At 42.9% G+C, this 17,972-nt stretch carries 12 protein-coding genes; 4 read left to right on the forward strand and 8 right to left on the reverse strand.

Going from position 1 to position 17,972, the window contains the following annotated elements:
* Positions 1–25: 25 nt before the first annotated feature.
* Positions 26–2,995, reverse strand: coding sequence for a protein translocase subunit SecDF (gene secDF / locus ACO6S0_RS12855; RefSeq protein ID WP_422348764.1), 2,970 nt, complete (start codon positions 2,993–2,995; stop codon positions 26–28).
* A 214-nt stretch (positions 2,996–3,209) separates the two neighbouring features.
* Positions 3,210–4,136: a malate dehydrogenase gene (gene mdh, locus ACO6S0_RS12860; RefSeq protein WP_422348765.1), complete on the reverse strand. Its 927-nt coding sequence runs from the start codon at positions 4,134–4,136 to the stop codon at positions 3,210–3,212.
* A 247-nt stretch (positions 4,137–4,383) separates the two neighbouring features.
* On the opposite strand from mdh, the gene ACO6S0_RS12865 reads away from it, so the two are divergent.
* Entirely contained in the window at positions 4,384–4,755 is a 372-nt protein-coding gene (locus tag ACO6S0_RS12865) for a hypothetical protein (protein ID WP_422348766.1), read from the forward strand.
* 87 nt (positions 4,756–4,842) lie between these two features.
* Here the strand turns inward: ACO6S0_RS12865 and ACO6S0_RS12870 are convergent, their stop codons facing one another.
* Positions 4,843–5,856, reverse strand: coding sequence for a DUF6588 family protein (locus ACO6S0_RS12870; protein ID WP_422348767.1), 1,014 nt, complete (start codon positions 5,854–5,856; stop codon positions 4,843–4,845).
* Between the two features lie 268 nt (positions 5,857–6,124).
* On the opposite strand from ACO6S0_RS12870, the gene ACO6S0_RS12875 reads away from it, so the two are divergent.
* Positions 6,125–8,701, forward strand: coding sequence for an alpha/beta fold hydrolase (locus tag ACO6S0_RS12875; RefSeq protein WP_422348768.1), 2,577 nt, complete (start codon positions 6,125–6,127; stop codon positions 8,699–8,701).
* A gap of 73 nt (positions 8,702–8,774) precedes the next feature.
* Here ACO6S0_RS12875 and gyrB read toward each other — a convergent pair whose 3' ends face one another.
* Complete coding sequence (gene gyrB, locus ACO6S0_RS12880) at positions 8,775–10,715, reverse strand: DNA topoisomerase (ATP-hydrolyzing) subunit B (RefSeq protein ID WP_422348769.1); 1,941 nt, start codon at positions 10,713–10,715, stop codon at positions 8,775–8,777.
* A 238-nt stretch (positions 10,716–10,953) separates the two neighbouring features.
* On the reverse strand, positions 10,954–12,624 hold the full coding sequence (asnB, locus tag ACO6S0_RS12885; protein ID WP_422348770.1) for an asparagine synthase B: 1,671 nt from the start codon (positions 12,622–12,624) through the stop codon (positions 10,954–10,956).
* 245 nt (positions 12,625–12,869) lie between these two features.
* Between asnB and ACO6S0_RS12890 the strand changes: the two genes are divergently transcribed.
* Positions 12,870–13,412: a DUF2911 domain-containing protein gene (locus ACO6S0_RS12890; protein ID WP_422348771.1), complete on the forward strand. Its 543-nt coding sequence runs from the start codon at positions 12,870–12,872 to the stop codon at positions 13,410–13,412.
* A gap of 47 nt (positions 13,413–13,459) precedes the next feature.
* Here the strand turns inward: ACO6S0_RS12890 and ACO6S0_RS12895 are convergent, their stop codons facing one another.
* Together ACO6S0_RS12895 and ACO6S0_RS12900 are read right to left on the reverse strand one after the other, a co-directional pair.
* A complete protein-coding gene (locus tag ACO6S0_RS12895; RefSeq protein WP_422348772.1) occupies positions 13,460–15,082 on the reverse strand; it encodes an amidohydrolase in 1,623 nt (540 codons plus the stop codon).
* Between the two features lie 137 nt (positions 15,083–15,219).
* Positions 15,220–16,308: an OmpA family protein gene (locus ACO6S0_RS12900; RefSeq protein ID WP_422348773.1), complete on the reverse strand. Its 1,089-nt coding sequence runs from the start codon at positions 16,306–16,308 to the stop codon at positions 15,220–15,222.
* Positions 16,309–16,459: 151 nt separating this feature from the next.
* Between ACO6S0_RS12900 and ACO6S0_RS12905 the strand changes: the two genes are divergently transcribed.
* On the forward strand, positions 16,460–16,801 hold the full coding sequence (locus ACO6S0_RS12905; protein ID WP_422348774.1) for a carboxypeptidase-like regulatory domain-containing protein: 342 nt from the start codon (positions 16,460–16,462) through the stop codon (positions 16,799–16,801).
* 27 nt (positions 16,802–16,828) lie between these two features.
* Here ACO6S0_RS12905 and ACO6S0_RS12910 read toward each other — a convergent pair whose 3' ends face one another.
* Entirely contained in the window at positions 16,829–17,920 is a 1,092-nt protein-coding gene (locus ACO6S0_RS12910) for an OmpA family protein (RefSeq protein ID WP_422348775.1), read from the reverse strand.
* Positions 17,921–17,972: the final 52 nt, after the last annotated feature.

Below are 17,972 nucleotides of genomic sequence, written 5' to 3' on the forward strand. Positions count from 1 at the left end.
TTTTCGACCAAATATAAATTCTCAACTACTCTCTAGCTGAGCCAATTTTCTTTTTCAAGGCATCAAACATAATCGGTGTTGCAATAAACACAGAGGAATAGGTACCTACCAATACCCCCACAATCATAGCAAACATGAATCCTCTTAAACTCTCTCCACCAAATACAAAAATGGCCAAAAGCACTATCAAGGTAGTAAGCGAGGTATTCAATGTACGGCTCAATGTACTATTCAATGCTTGATTGATATTTTGTCCATTGTTCCATCCTTTGAGATTAACGATTTCCCGAATACGGTCGAACACTACCACCGTATCGTTCAGGGAGTACCCAATTACGGTTAGGATGGCCGCAATAAAGGCTTGATCAATCTCCATGTTGAACGGCATGATCTTACCGGTCAATGAGAATATTCCCAGTACAATCATAACATCGTGGAATACCGCTATCACCGCACCCAAAGAGAATTGCCATTTTCTAAATCGTAAAAGTATGTAGAGGAACACCACTGCCAAAGAACCAATAATGGCCAAAAACGCATTATTCTTGATATCATCCGCAATAGTAGGTCCAACTTTTTTGGATTGGACAATTCCAAGAGCCTTGTCAGATGCAGCACTCAAGGTAAACTCATCATACGAAGTGCCATCTGGCAAGTATTTTTGCAGTGAGGTGTATAGTTTATCCTGAATCTCATTATCCACTTCAATTCCCTCAACATCTACTTTGTAAGGAGTGGTAATCATAATCTGATTAGCCTCCCCAAATGTCTTCACATTGGTACCGCTTCCAAACACATCGTTCAATTCCGATGCAATTTCAGATGGATTTACTGCTTTTTCAAAACGAACTTGATACGATCTTCCCCCTACAAAGTCCACACCTTGCTGCAAGCCCGTGGTAAACAAAGAGAACGCTCCAATACCAACCAATATCGCAGAAACTATATAGGCAATTTTACGTTTGCCCAAGAAGTTGATCTTCATATTGGTGAACAAGCTCTTGGTCATCGCCGTGGAGAAATCCAAGGTTCTTCCTTTTTTGGCGATATAGGTATCCACCATCAACCTAGTGATGAAGATAGCGGTGAACAGGGAAGTTACAATACCTATCAAAAGGGTTGTTGCAAATCCTTTAATGGGACCAGAACCGAAAATGAAAAGGATAATCGCGGTTAAACCAGTAGTAATGTTGGCATCCAAGATGGAAGACAATGCATTGCTGAAACCATCTGCCACAGCCTGACCTTTGCCCTTGCCGCGCGCCAATTCTTCCTTAATCCGTTCAAAGATCAGTACGTTCGCATCCACGGACATACCAATGGTCAATACGATACCTGCAATTCCAGGAAGTGTCAATACCGCACCAAGGCTGGTCAATACCCCAAAAATGAGGACTATGTTCAAAATCAATGCGATGTCTGCAAAGATTCCAGCTTTACCGTAATAGAAAATCATCCATAGTAAAACAAAGGCCATGGCGATCAGGAAGGACATGAAACCGCTATCGATAGCTTCTTGACCCAAAGATGGCCCAACTACTTCCGATTGGATAATTTCTGCTTGTGCGGGAAGCTTACCAGCTCTCAATACGTTGGCAATATCCTTGGTCTCGTTAACCGTAAAGGTTCCCGTGATTTCAGAACGTCCACCAGATATGGGTCCGTTGGTAACTCCTGGTGCCGTGTATACTTTACCATCCAATACAATAGCAATACCTGTTTGGTTGTTATAGGCATCCCCTGTCAACTTTTCCCAATCCTTGGCCCCTTTGGTATTCATGGTCATGCTTACCGCAGGCTTGTTGTATTGGTCAAAAGTATCCTGTGCATCAGATACTACATCCCCACTTATTCTGGGAACGTTATCCCTATTTGATTTAAGGGCGTATAACTCAGCAATCTCAGAATCCTTTGCAGGACGCTCCCATAAAAATTTGGTGAACTGGACATCAGCAGGCAACAATCTTCTAATTTCTCGCATCCTAAGATATCCGCCAATCTCAGCGGTATCAGAAACCAATGCTCTTGCAATGGCATGGCTCCCTGGGTTACCTGGAATCAGTTTGCCCAGTAATGGATTTACCTGAGGTGTCAAGTCCAAGGAATCTTGTGCAACATCGGATAACAAGGAATCAATCTCTGATTCTGGAGTAGCCTGCCCTTCCACTTCTTCCTCAACGGGCTCTAAAATCTCTTTTAAGCGTTCGTTGGCGTTCACAAAAAACGCACCTAAACTTTGATTGCTTTGCTGATAGGTTTCCCAGAATTCCAATTGTGCCGTACTGGAAAGTAGTTCCTGTGCCCTGGCAATGTCCCTGGCTCCAGGCAGTTCTACCAAAATACGACCGGAATTTCCTTCCCTTTGGATATTGGGTTGAGTTACCCCAAAACCATCGATACGCTCACGCAATACCTCAAATGCAGAAACAATGGCCTCATCAATTTTGGTTCGGATAATGGGCTTAACCTGGTCATCTGTCATCTGGAAGTTGATCACATCGCTTAGCCCCTTATTTGCAAAAATATCCGGAGACGCCAATTTGGTATCGCCTTTAATGGCATCAAAAGCATCAAAAAACAGTTCCAAATAGGTATCAGGGCTATTCTTGGATGCCGTATCCGCATCATCCAAAGCTTTATTGAAAACCGGGTTTTTGGAGTTATTTGCCAAACCTTGCAGGATATCCCTAACAGAAATTTGGAGGGTTACGTTGATACCCCCTTTAAGGTCCAATCCCTTATTAAGTTCTTTCTTTTTGGCATCTTCATAACTGGTAAAGCCCAAAATAGGATTGCTCCCAATGGAGTCCAGATACGATGCCTCTAAAGCCTCACGCTTTGCCACATACCCTTCTTCATCTTCCGAAATCTGGCTAATGGCGTAGGTTTCAGCATCCTTTTCCAACTTGCTTGTAATGAAAGTATAGGATAGCTGATAAACACTCACCAAACCAAAAAGGAGTGCAAAAAGCTTTATAAGTCCTTTATTTTGCATTGATTATTAAATTTTTATGATGTTTTGCTAAACAGCGTGCAAATATATCATTTCCCATAAGATTTGCCAATAGAAATTATGGGAATTGCAATAAGCAACTGGCGGGAATACTGTTAAAACAAAAATGTCATTTCAGCACTGACCAAAATCCATCCGTAGCAGACAGATTTCTCGCTCACGCTCGAAATGACATTTTATATGGTGGAAATTCAGCTTACAGCTGAAGCAGTCCGTTGGTTTTTTTCACGCCTTCGGCACTTTCCTGCATTTTGGCTTTTTCAGCATCGCTCAAATCAATTTCCACAATTTTCTCGATGCCATTTTTTCCCAGAATTACTGGTACTCCAATGCTCAAATCATCCAATCCATACTCTCCTTCCAACAAGGCAGAGCAAGGGAACATTTTCTTTTGATCACATGCTATGGCCTGCACCAATCCGGAAACGGCAGCTCCGGGAGCGTACCAGGCGCTAGTACCCAACAATTTGGTCAATGTGGCGCCGCCAACTTTGGTTTCTTCAACCACCCATTGCATTTTGTCCGCTTCAAGAAATTCGGAAACTTTAACGCTGTTTCGGGTAGCATGTCCAATAAGTGGCACCATACCCTTATCACTATGTCCGCCGATGACCATGCCGTCCACATCAGAAATGGGAGATTCCAAAGCCTCAGCCAATCTGTATTTGAAACGGGCACTGTCCAAGGCTCCACCCATTCCAATAATCTTGTTTTTGGGCAGATCTGTGGTTTTGTGCACCAAATAGGTCATGGTGTCCATAGGGTTGCTCACCACAATAATTATGGTATTGGGTGAATGCTCCAACAAACTGGAAGCAACAGACTTCACAATTCCAGCATTGATTCCAATCAATTCTTCGCGGGTCATTCCAGGTTTACGTGGAATTCCAGAGGTAATTACCGCAATATCGCTACCTGCAGTTTTGGAATAATCACCTGTGGTACCAGTGATTTTGGTATCAAAACCATTCAAAGAGGCGGTTTGCATCAAATCCATGGCCTTCCCTTCGGCATAGCCCTCTTTAATATCCAACAAAACCACTTCCGCGGCAAAATTTTTCATGGCAATATATTCGGCACAGCTAGCCCCAACTGCACCTGCTCCAACTACGGTAACTTTCATTTTTATAAGATTTTATTTTAAACGTTCAAAAATAAGGCATTTGTAGCAGATAAAACCTGACATTTTACCATTTTAAGTTGGATTGGAATCCTCCAACAAATTGTAGGTAAAGTATGTACAATGTTAACAAATTGTGCAGTTCACCGAAGAAATGGCAAAGACCTTTACCATACATCGATTTTCCAACAATACTTGGATCAAAAACACCGTTGTATTAGTCCCAAATTACATTTAACCTACTTAACCTATGAAAAAGTTCTTTTCATTGTTGGCCATTGCATCCATAGTTGCTGTTAGCAATTGCACCAGTATTCCTGAAAACAACGATCCCATTCTCGGGATTTGGGTAAGGGACGATGCCAATGGAGACGAAAACAAAAATGGAAGTACTTCGCGAGAGGAGTGGATTTTCAACGATGTATACCTAGGTCGATATCAAAGCTACTCCAACTCTAGCCTTACTTTTTATACCGATTTTAAATGGTCCGAGGAAAATGGTAAATACACCATTACCTATTCGGATGAACAGGTCACGGATGTTATTGTGAGCCTGGAAGAGACCAGCAACCCTGAAATATTAGCCTTGGAGAATGGTTCTGTCTTCGCCACCAGGGAATAATGGAAGGCACACCATATGAAAATAGGAAGCCCCAACAATTGTTGGGGCTTTCTTTATGTTTTGAGTTGGAATAGCTTAGCTTGCTTTCTACCTAAATCCGAAGTTGATACCAAAGGTCAAGGTACTGAATTCCGCAATGTTGTAATCCGCATTGACCCTAAAGAACCCTAATTTTAATTTGGTGCCGATATTGGCAGAGACCCCACTTGCTTTTTTGCTAATGGAGAATGGGTCTTCATAGGTTGTTTGAAATGGGCCTGAGGTCACCACATATGTTCCCAAAATATCGGTCTCAGATTTTCCGGTAATATAATTTAGCCCTCCATAAAAATTGATAACAGGTAAACGCGTGGAAACCGCTGCCCCAAAATTCCAGGAGTTAAATTTAGTGTCGATCCTCTGATTTTCACCATCTATTACCTGAGTATCGGTAAAATCATATTCTCCCGTAAGACTGGTATATCCAATGATTGCGGAAATGGCAACCGGAAGCAACTTGTCCGCAGGAAGGTGTTTGGTAAAATCATGCTGTAATCCAAAACCTATGAGTCCAATTTTAACATCATCGGTATCTATTTTGGGCAAAAATCTGGCTTTCACCTCTGTACCCTTAATAAGGCCCACACTGGCTTGAATATATCCGGAGGGAACAAAGTTTATGTCTTCTGAAGCCAGTCCTGATGGCAGTTCGAAATCAGCTCTTTCAGTTACACCTGGAGCAATTTCAGCTTCAATATAAACATCTATTCCTTCAATATCTCCCAAAGCGGTGGACACTTGTTTGGAAGCACTCCCGTCAGCAAATTGCAGATTTTCGTAATCAGCGGTATTTAGGGTAAAGGATTTTTTATCGTTTTTGTTTTTGAATCCCGTGATGTTCCCCACGATGGAAATTTCAAATCCGCCTAGGGGTTTGGCATCGGCAGAGTTATACCACCCATTGGAGATACTGTAAACACCTGCTTCGGTAACCGGAGCCAGCCACGCTGTGGTAAATCGCTCCGCATCGTTAAGTCCAGCAGCCAAAAGGTCATTCAAATTAGACTGTGCCATTCCCATGGTAGCACTGGACAACGTCAGTAAAAAAACTATCTTTTTCATCTTGTGAGGTTTTTCCCAAAACTATGAAACTGGGCTGGTTAGCCCGACTTTTTGTTGTGAAATGCCCTTATCTATATATTTAGGGGTATTACTGTGATGGCAATACAATAAAACCAGGGCAAAATCACACCTACTTCAACAGCTCTTCAAAATCGAAAAAATCAGTTGGTTGGTTTATTTATGTTGTCTGTCGCCCCTGCTCTATGAGTAATCTATTCTTTTTGCTGGCCTTGGGGCAAATCTTTACTTTTTCGCTAAAAATCATTTTATGGTAAAATTCTCGAATTCTAGATTGCTTGCCCTTGTTGTCTGCTTTGTTTGTGGTTCACTTTTACATGGACAAAAAAGACAAGGCAACATTGTTGAATATTTTGGCAAGGAAAAGGTAAACGAGGTCAATGAGGGCAAAGTAGCCCATGTGTTCAAGGAAGCACTCTATCTTCCTACAAAACGAAACGCTCTCAATTCCATTTCGTTTCCAACGGACAAAGTATTCAAGGATTTTTTAATGACCCATAAAACGGTTGCTGAGGGCGAGATTGGTCTGGTGGACCATTCCGGAACCGCGCAGCGATGGACCAAGATCAAAGTGGATAGCAGCAGCACCTTCAACAGTCCTGTACTTAGAGGGTCCTACGTTTACCTCAGCTACAAATCCAACAAGGAAGACGTTGTCCTTTTTGAAGCTTCGGGCCATACCCAGGCCATTATTAACGGGTTTCCGCATGAAGGGGATTATTATGATTTTGGTTATAGCCTGATCCCCATCAAATTGAAAAAGGGCACCAATGTGTTTGTATTGAAATCGGGGCGCTTCCCACGGGTGCGTGCTCGATTGATCCAACCAAAATCACCAATACTTTTGACGCAACGGGATATGACTTTGCCCGATTTGCTCATTGGCGAAAACCTTAATTATCAGGGGGCCATCAGAGTCATAAATGCTTCGGATACTTGGGTGAAAAAGCATGAGATTCAGGTAGCGCATCAAGGAAAGAAATTGACCTCAGAGATTCCGTCAATTCCTCCTATGAGCGTAAGAAAGGTGGCTTTTGAAATTCCGGCCGTGGCAGCCAATACCACTGCCCAGGAATCAAACCTCAATCTAAAGCTAATGAGTGGTTCGGAACAGACTTTGGATGATCAGGAAATAACTATACACATCAAATCCAAACACGATAAGCACAAACGCACTTTTATAAGTCAAATTGATGGTAGTGTGCAGTATTTTAGCGTAGCACCCTCGTCCGCACACGATCTGGAAGATGGGGCTTTGTTCCTTTCGGTTCACGGTGCATCCGTAGAGGCGGTAAACCAAGCCAATGCTTATAAGCAAAAGGATTGGGGGCATGTGGTAGCACCTACCAATAGAAGGCCTTTTGGATTTGCCTGGGAAGATTGGGGGCGTTTGGATGCCCTGGAGGTATTAAAAGAAGGCAAAAGGATTTACCAACCAAATCCACAAAAAATATATTTGACAGGTCACTCCATGGGAGGCCATGGTACCTGGTACCTGGGAGCCACTTATCCGGATAAATTTGCAGCCATTGCACCCTGTGCGGGCTACCCCGATCTATTGGGTTATCGGGACAGTTTTGTAAAAAGGGCCTTAAGTGCCAGTGACGAGGAGCTTAAACGCTGGGGCATTACGCCCAAAATGTTGGAAGAAATGCAAAAGAAGCCACAGCTCACAGATATGGACCATATGATTTTACGTGCAGGAAACCCAAGTAGGACCTTAAAATTGAAGCGAAATTATCTGCAGCAGGGAATCTATGTATTGCATGGGGAAAAAGACAATGTGGTGCCCACCTTTATTGCCCGGGAAATGCGGGAAGTGTTGGGTAAGTTCCATTCTGATTTTACGTATTACGAATATCCTGGGGGAACCCATTGGTATGGTGATCACAGTATGGATTGGCCACCAATCTTCGATTTGTTCAAACAACGGAGCATTCCTGCGGATTCCACCATCCAAAAAATGGAATTTTACACGGCCTCACCCGGAGTTTCAGCTACCTCCCATTTTGCAACCATTGTCCAACAGCAAAAACCATTGGAGATTAGTTCTATCAACTTCAACAAAGAAGACGGGGTCAAAATAGATACGGAGAATGTCTCCGTTCTTAAGCTGGATTTGGATGCCATGGGAATGGGTACCGGCAAGCTCCAAATTGACAACGACACCCTGGAAATTTCATCAACTGGCAAAATCTATTTACACCATACCAATGAATCATGGAGGATAGGAAATGCACCATCATCCAAGGAAAAGGGGCCGCATAGAAATGGAGGTTTCAAGGATGCCTTTAGAAATGAAATGGTCTTTGTTTATGCCACAAAAGGGACAGCCCAAGAAAATGAATGGTATTACAATAAAGCACGATTGGATGCAGAAACCTTTTATTATAGGGCCAATGGATCCGTGGAATTGGTAGCCGATGTGGATTTTAGCCCCAAGGCATATCCGAATAGAAACATTGTTCTCTATGGAAACAGTGACAACAACTCCGCCTGGAACAAACTCTTGAAACACTTTCCGGTTCAAATCAAAAACAATCAAGTTACGCTTGATGGGAAGGAAATAAAAGGAAACCAATGGGGGCTTTATTTTATTGCGCCTAGACAGGATAGTGATACGGCAAGTATTGGGGTGGTCAGTGCCACGGGAACAAACGGCATGAAGGCGATTTATAGCAATCACTATCTTTTGAACGGAACTTCTTACCCCGATTTGCTCCTATTCAGCAATGGAATCATGGATTACGGAACTGATGCTGTGAAATGTGCCGGTTTCTTTGGCAACGATTGGTCTTTTGAGCAGGGCGAGTTTACATGGAACTAACCAACACCAAATATCCAACCATAAAAAAATCCCAGGGTAACCTGGGATTTTTTGTTTTATCGATGGAACACTGTTATGCGTCTATGTTCGCATAAACCGCATTTTTCTCAATGAATTCACGTCTTGGCGGAACCTCATCTCCCATCAACATCGAAAAGATCCGGTCTGTTTCCGTGGCATTTTCAATGCTCACCTGGCGAAGGGTCCTAAACTCTGGATTCATCGTGGTATCCCAAAGTTGCTCGGCGTTCATCTCCCCAAGACCTTTATAACGTTGGATGCTTGCTCCTCCTTTCATGGATTCCACAATCTCATCGCGTTCCTTGTCGTCCCACGCATATCGCTTTTTGGAACCTTTTTTCACCAAGTATAATGGTGGGGTGGCGATGTAGACATGTCCATTCTCTATCAATTCCCGCATGTAACGGAAGAAGAAGGTTAGGATCAAAGTCTCAATATGGCTACCGTCCACATCGGCATCACACATGATAACCACTTTATGGTATCGAAGTTTTTCCAGATTAAGCGCTTTGCTATCCTCTTCGGTGCCTATGGTAACCCCAAGCGCGGTATAGATGTTCTTGATTTCCTCGTTTTCAAAAACCTTGTGTTGCATGGCTTTTTCCACGTTCAAAATCTTACCACGAAGTGGTAAAATGGCCTGGAAGTTTCTATCCCTTCCTTGCTTGGCCGTTCCTCCCGCAGAATCACCCTCAACCAAGAATACTTCACACTTGGTAGGATCTTGCTCTGAGCAATCCGAAAGTTTTCCAGGAAGCCCTCCAACACTCATAGGGTTTTTACGTTGGACCATTTCACGCGCCTTGGCAGCTGCGTGACGTGCCTGGGCGGCCAATTTCACCTTTTCTACGATCTGCTTGGCATCATCTGGATGTTCTTCTAGATAATCCGTAAGCATTTCTGATACCGCTTGGCTCACGGCACTGGTGACCTCTCGGTTACCCAACTTGGTCTTGGTCTGCCCTTCAAACTGTGGTTCGGCCACTTTTACCGAAACAATGGCGGTCAAACCCTCCCGGAAATCATCCCCGGAAATTTCAAACTTTAATTTATCCAGCAATCCAGAGTTATCCGCATATTTTTTAAGGGTAGTGGTCAATCCCCTTCTAAATCCGGATAAATGCGTACCTCCTTCATGGGTATTGATGTTATTTACATAGGAATGAAGGTTTTCGGAAAAACCGGTATTGTAAATCATGGCCACTTCCACTGGGATTCCATTCTTCTCACCTTCCATGGCAATCACACTTTGAATCAGCGGCTCACGGGTTTCATCCAAAAACTTGATGAATTCCTTGAGACCTTCCTCAGAAAAGAAGGTTTCAGAGATAAATTCTCCTTTTTCGTCCTTGTTTCTCTTATCTGTAAGGGTAATGGTGACTCCCTTGTTCAAATAAGCCAACTCGCGCATTCTGTTGGCCAAGGTATCATAGCTGTATTCCGTAGTCTGGGTAAAAATGGTATCATCAGGAACAAAGGTCACTATGGTTCCCGTTTCCTTGGTGGTTCCAGTACTCTTTACAGGATAGAGGGTTTTACCTCTTTCGTATTCTTGCTCCCAAATTTTACCTTCGCGATGTACCACCGCTTTGAGATGGCTGGATAGGGCATTCACACAGGAAACCCCAACACCATGCAGACCCCCGGAAACCTTGTAGGAATCCTTGTCGAATTTACCTCCGGCCCCAATCTTGGTCATTACCACCTCCAGGGCGGAAACTCCTTCCTTTTTATGCAGGCCAACAGGAATACCCCTACCGTTATCTTTTGTTGTGATCGAATTATCCTCATTGATAATGACCTCAATGGTATCACAATGACCACCCATGGCTTCATCAATGGAATTATCAACCACCTCATATACCAAATGATGTAACCCCCTTGTCCCTACATCTCCAATATACATAGAGGGTCGCATACGCACGTGCTCCATCCCCTCAAGGGCCTGGATACTATCTGCGGAGTATTGATTCTTTTTAGCTTCTTCGCTCATACATCTGCTTTATTTGCCTTGAAAATTTCAAATCTTACAAATATAACGAATACCCTATGTAAATAGGCGTTTCAGGTCAATTTGCCCCCTCAAGTTATCAACAAATAATTGTGGAAAAAGCGAAGTGGAATTTCCAGGAATTTTTCAACCAAAAAGCCCCTTGCAACAGGGGCTTTTCTGACTAATTGAAAATGAAACAAAACAGCATCTTCCTACTACATAAAATATAATGGGTCGGCTATTTTACGTATGCATCTTCATGAACATTGGCCACGGCCCTTCCTGAAGGGTCATTCATGTTCTTGAAGGCCTCGTCCCACTCCAGGGCAATCTTGGTGCTACAGGCCACTGAAGGCTCCTGTGGCACACTCATTGCTGCTGCATCCGAAGGGAAATGCCCTTCAAAAATGGAACGGTAATAATATTCCTCTTTGGTGGTTGGCGTTTGGATCGGGAACTTAAAGTGGGCATTGGCCAACTGCTGGTCCGTTACCTCTTCTTCCACCAACTCTTTCAAGGTGTCTATCCAACTGTATCCAACTCCATCAGAGAATTGTTCTTTTTGTCTCCAGGCCACGCTTTCCGGCAAATAGGATTCAAAGGCTTTTCTGATCACCCATTTTTCCATACGCTCCCCGTTGATCATCTTGTCCTTGGGATTGATTCGCATGGCCACATCCATAAATTCCTTATCCAAGAAAGGTACACGACCTTCAATTCCCCATGCGGCCAAGGATTTATTGGCTCTAAGGCAATCGTACATGTGAAGCTTATCCAGTTTTCTTACAGTTTCTTCATGAAAATCCTTTGCACTTGGTGCCTTGTGGAAGTATAAGTAGCCCCCAAAAAGCTCGTCAGCTCCTTCTCCGGATAACACCATTTTTATTCCCATGGACTTGATGACCCTTGCCATAAGATACATGGGCGTGGAGGCTCTAATCGTTGTGATATCATAGGTTTCAAGGTTATAAATAACGTCCTTGATGGCATCCAATCCTTCCTGGATGGTAAATTTGATTTCGTGATGGATGGTTCCAATATGATCAGCTACCTTTTGTGCAGCGGCCAAATCAGGGGATCCTTCCAAACCTACTGAAAACGAGTGCAGTTGTGGCCACCAAGCTTCTTTGGTGTCACCAGACTCTATTCGCATTTGGGAGTATTTTTTGGCAACGGCCGATGTTACCGAGGAGTCCAATCCACCGGAAAGTAGCACTCCGTAAGGCACATCTGACATCAACTGACGGTGAACTGCAGCTTCCAGGGCCTCTTTTAGCGCTGCGATGCTGGTCTCATTTTCTTTTACCGCTTCATACTCCATCCAGTCCCTTTTGTACCATCTCTTGAATTCCCCATCCGAACTATGTAAATAGTGTCCCGGAGGGAACAATTCGATTTTGGAGCAAGTTCCCTCCAAAGCTTTCAACTCAGAGGCCACATAAAAAGTCCCTTGTTTATCCCATCCTATGTATAGCGGAATGATTCCCATATGGTCCCGTGCAATGAAATACTCATTCTTTTCGCTGTCGTAAATCGCAAAACCAAATATCCCATTAAGGTCATCCACAAAATCCACCCCTTTTTCTTTATAAAGGGCCAGAATGATCTCGCAGTCCGATTGTGTCTTAAACTGATATTTTCCCTCAAATTGGGCTCTAAGCTCTTTATGGTTATATATTTCACCATTGGCTGCCAACACCAATTTTCCATCTTCGCTGAACAATGGTTGTTTCCCCGACACCGGATCCACAATTGCCAATCGTTCATGGGCCAAAATGGCTTTATCGTCTGAATAAATTCCACTCCAATCCGGCCCTCTATGCCTTACTTTCTTGGACATCTCCAATAATTGGGGCCTAAGGCTCTCTGTACTTTCTTTCACGTCAAACGCGCATACTATTCCGCACATATCTCTAATAAATTAGTAACAATTTCTGATACAAATATTATTGAATAACGTCAATTATAAAACATTATTGGAATTATTGCTTACATATTTTCATTTAGATTCATCTTTATTAAAAATTATGTTAGGTTATCAGAGATTATCTCATGATTCCCTATCACTTTGTAAGTCTTGTTAAATTTTAACGTCTTTTTATAAAATCATCATTCATTAACATCCTAGTTTTGGGAACATCTAAAATCATTATCATGAAAAAATTTCTCTCACTTACCATTTTAATGTTAACACTTACTTTTTCTACGGAGCTAGCCGCCCAAAAGTTTAGCGGTCTGGATATAAGCCCCGCAGATATTGCCACTTATCCTTCCAGTTATAGGGTATCGGACAAAGCCATAAAGGTGGTTTATAGCCGACCCAAACTGAAAAAAGATGGGGTTAAAAGAGATCTTGCCGACTTGGCCCCGGTAGGCAAAGTATGGAGAACAGGAGCCAACGAGGCCAGCGAAATTACCTTTTATAAGGATGCCACTGTTGGCGGAAAATCAGTGAAGGCCGGTAGCTACTCCTTATTTACCATTCCTGGAGAAGACGAGTGGACCATCATATTGAACAGCAACCTTAACCAATGGGGAGCTTATTCCTATGACAGTGCTGCTGATGTTGTACGAGTTTCGGCCAAAGCCAGTACGGCTAGCGAATCCTTAGACGTTTTTTCCATTGCTTTTGCAGACGACGGAGATATGGTCATGGGTTGGGGAAACACCAGAGTTTCACTGGATATCAGTCTATAAAAAACAACTCGTAAACGAATATGTAAAGCGGGCCTAAAGGCCCGTTTTTATTTTACCCGTTTTCCACCCAAAAACACCTGTTCCGCTTTTAAGTTTGGAATCTCTTTCGCAGAAATGGTCATGATATCATCACTGAGGACGACAAAATCAGCGAATTTCCCTGGTTCCAAACTTCCTTTTTCGTTTTCCTCAAAATTGGAATAGGCTGCCCAAATGGTCATTCCTCGAAGTGTTTCTTCACGGGATAGGGCATCCTTCATTTGAAATCCTCCTTCGGGATACTGATCCAAATCTTGACGGGCCACCGCTGCATAGAAGGTTAAGAAAGGACTTACCCTTTCCACAGGAAAGTCGGTACCCAGAGCTACAATTCCTGCCTTATCCAACAATTTTTTAAAGGCGTATGCCCCTTGAACCCGCTCTGACCCCAACCGGTCTTCTGCCCAATACATATCACTTGTGGCATGTGTAGGTTGTACGGACGGGATAATGCCTTCCGCGAAATATTCAAAGTCTTCTTCTGAAACAACTTGGGCGTGTTCCACTTTCCATCTTCTATCCTTGACACCCTCAAGCGACTTTCTATAGGCTCTTAGAACCACAATATTGGCAGAATCACCAATGGCATGTGTATTCATCTGATAATCTGAAGCCGCTATTCGTTCAGCCAAGGCCTCAATTTGATCTACAGGGGTGACCATGGCACCGAAATGTCCGTGTTGGTCCGAATAAGGTGCTTTAAGTACTGCTCCCCTGGAGCCCAAAGCACCGTCTCCATATACCTTAACCGATCGCACATTAAGTTTATCGGTCTTCAAAATCCCAGCCTGTAAATAGTGATCTAAATTTTCTTGGTTGTTGCTGATCATGGCATAGATCCGCATAGACAAGTCCCCCGTTTGGTGCAGGCTGTCTATAAGTTCAATGGTAGACTTATGAAGTCCTGCATCGTTCACCGTAGTTAGCCCGTAATTAAAACACAGGCTTTCGGCATCCTTCAGCGCCTGAATTTGTTCAGCTCTTTGAGGTCGTGGAATTATGTTATCGATTAAGGCCATTGGATTGTCCACCAATACTCCGCTTGGTTTACCTCCCGCTAAAATCACTTCTCCACCATCCACTTGGGTGTGCTCGTCAATTCCTGCCATATCCAATGCTCTCTGATTCACCAAATAGGCATGGCCGTCCACTCGTTGTAAAACCACAGGGATATCAGGGAATAGTTGGTCCAGTTGTTGTTTGGTTGGAAACTCTTTGATTTCCCAATCATTTTGATCCCATCCCCTGCCTTGGACAAAATTGGAAGGACGTTCCTTTTGGAAGGCGATTACCTTCTCGATGACCTCATCAAAACTCTTCGTCCCAACCAAATCTACTATCTGTTGATCCAATCCGAGATTATAAAAATGACAATGGGCGTCAATTAAACCTGGAACGATCGTCTTTGACTGGGCATCCAGATTCTCCTTGGCATTATATTTTTGTTGTAATTCTTCGGAACTTCCCACAGCCACAATCAGTCCGTCCTTTACCACCAAGGCAGTGGCTTTGGAAAATTCAGCATCAACGATGTAGATGTTGGCATTATGGATCAATAAATCTACCTCTTCCTTTGGAGTGCAAGCAACGAGCAAACAAATCAATAAGAATCCCAAATGATATTTTTTCATAAATCTGAAGGTTTCCTTCAAAAATAGAAAAATGTAGCAGTACTATCGGGGTCAACTAATTGATCCATGGGATATAAAAAAATCACCTCTAAAGAGGTGATTTCAATTAACAGTTGTAGTTGGTTATTTAAATATTTTTAATCCTTCACATCGGTCATTACAAATTCAACCCTTCTATTGGACAAATGATCATCCTTGAGTTTTCCATTGCCCAGCGGTCTTGTACTTCCTACCCCTTCCCATACAATCCTGCTGTCGTCAATTCCCATTTTTGTAAGATAGAGCGCCACCGCCCTGGCTCTTAGGGAGGAAATGAACTTGTCATAACCCGGTTTTCCAGCATTGTCCGAGTGTCCCGTAATCTTCATCTGGACCTCAGCATTCTCCTTAAGGTATTTGAATATTTTCTTGACATTGGCAATAGCCTCTGCGTCCAGCTCGTATCCCTTAGGTTCAAAAGGATTGCGCTCCAACACATAGATTTTATCTTTTTCATAATTGACCCTTGGCAACTCTTCCAGGGCAAAATTATCCACATAGTAATAGGAGAAGTCACTTGATAAAACTGGAGTGGTTTTTTCCAAAAGTGCTGTATCGGTATTGCTGGCAAAATTTCCAACAATGATATGATTTTCGAAACCCTTGGCTTCAAATTCTGCGGTAAGGGTTATCCATTCGTCCGTATTGGCCAAGGATTTATTTGGTTTTAGCTTTACTTCTTGGAATATTACATCTTCTTGAAAATCCAAACGGGAAGTGGTAAGTGCCGAGCTATTGGGTAGCTTGATCTTTTTGTTGACCAGCATTACCGAAATGTTTTTCAAGGCCAAAGTTGAAGCTTCGGCAAGACTTACTTGCAATGACAGTTTGTAAGGATGTTTTTCACGTAGGGTCTTACTGGTATTCAACTGAACATACTCCCGATAATCGTTAAGGGCATAGAAATACAACCCCACGTAGCCAGAGCCATCCGTTGCCTTTTGACTACCTTTAAAATTGGCAGGTACGCCAAAGTCATTGGAACCACACTCATGAAAATAATCTCCAGAACTTGATGAAGGAATTGAAATATCCTCAAGCAAAGAGTCAAACGCCGTAATATTAACGGGGCAGGAATTATGCTTCTCAAAGCTAGGATTCAATATCAGGTTTTGCGCAACCGTTGGTTGACCCAACAGGAAGCCAAATAATAGCAGTAAAAAAATACGAGTAACCTTATAAATCATAGAAATTATGTTTTTTAGGTTCTCGTACTGCCTATATAAACGTTGGATTTAGGCCTGTATTGTCTAATTTTTCAATTTTGTTGCCATCAGTTTAGCACGGTATATAATACTAACTTTCAATAAAATACGTTACTATAGTCCAAATCTTACTATGATGCGCATAGTGACCTTTATGCTAATAATGTGCCTTGTGCCCTGTTTTGGTTTTGGTCAAAATCAGATAACGGGCAAAATTGTAGACGAGCTTGGCTTTCCCATTTACCGAGCTTCCGTTGAAATAAGTGGTACCGATAGTGTGGCTTTTACGGACTACGATGGCTCCTTTGTTCTTACTAGCGAAAGGGCTTTTCATTGGAAAATCAATATCAAATCCAAGGGATACCGACCTGAATCATTCTTTGTCTTGGATGGTGGAAGTACGGAGAGTATTGTTTTGGAGTATGATGCTGAAATGAAGGAACTGCTCAGTGGCACTTCAAGCACCCAGCACTAAATCTAGAATAGAAAGAAAATCAGCGAATTACTCGTCGTCCACAAACTCCGTCATCACAAACTCCACACGACGGTTTTTGCGTCTGGCCTTATCGGTAAGGGCACTGTCCAAAGGCAGTTTATTGCCATACCCTTTGGAAGAAATTCGATGTGGTTTTAATCCCAATCCCATCAAATATCTGGCAACCGTGGTAGCTCTTTGTTTGGAGAGCACATTATTGTAGTCGTCGGAACCTTGATCGTCTGTATGCCCACTAATGGAAACCTTGAGTTGAGGGTTCTTTTTCAAATAGTCATAGACATCTTTTAAACTCTGTTTGGCCTTTGGCTCCAACTCAAAACGGTCAAAATCGAAGTTGACATGATTAAGTACATAACTTTGATTGGGTTGATAGTCCGGTCCCAAGTATATTAAGGCAACATCGTCCAAATAGTAGTAGGAGTATCCCTCTGCCCTAGCAGTTCGTTTACCAAAATCCAGGTAGTGCGTTCCACCATTGCTTTTAAAATTGCCCAATACCAAATGCTTTTCAAATCCTTTGGCCACAATATCCAAACTCACCTGCATCCATTCCTTTTTATCATCATAAAAGCCGGTAGCCGAAAATTGCTTGGCGTGCGTGGTTCGGGTTTGGCTCGATGCCAAAACTGCATTGGAAAGTTGTCTTTTGGTATGAATGGAGAGCGGTTTTTGGGCAAAAACAGCACCCAAATCCATCACGGCTCCATCGGATTTTTCAGAAAGACTCAAGGACAAGCTCAATCGGTATCTATGTCCTTTTTTTAGGGTTTCCTTAAGTTCCACTTGAATATACTCCCGGTAATCCTTGGGCGCAAAAAGATACAGGCCAGCATAGGCATTTCCTTCGTATGCTTCTTGATTTCCTTTAAAATTCATGGGAATTCCCAACTTGGTCTTGCTACACTCGTTAAAATAATCCGTGGTCCCCAAGGTTGGAGCACTCCAATACTCGGAATCACCGTTAAGATTGCTCATTTTAACAGGGCACTCCACAAAATCCTCGAATCCACCATTGTGGACGAGATTTTGGGCAACCCCCGATGCAATACACAGGGAAATTGTGAGGTTGGTCAATATGTTGCTGAATCGTAATCGCATGATTTCCAATCCATGTGGGGTAGCCTATCTGTCCCTTGCGAACCGATAGGCG

It is taken from the genome of Flagellimonas sp., from assembly GCF_965233845.1.
In the GTDB taxonomy this organism is placed as follows: Bacteria; Bacteroidota; Bacteroidia; order Flavobacteriales; family Flavobacteriaceae; genus Flagellimonas.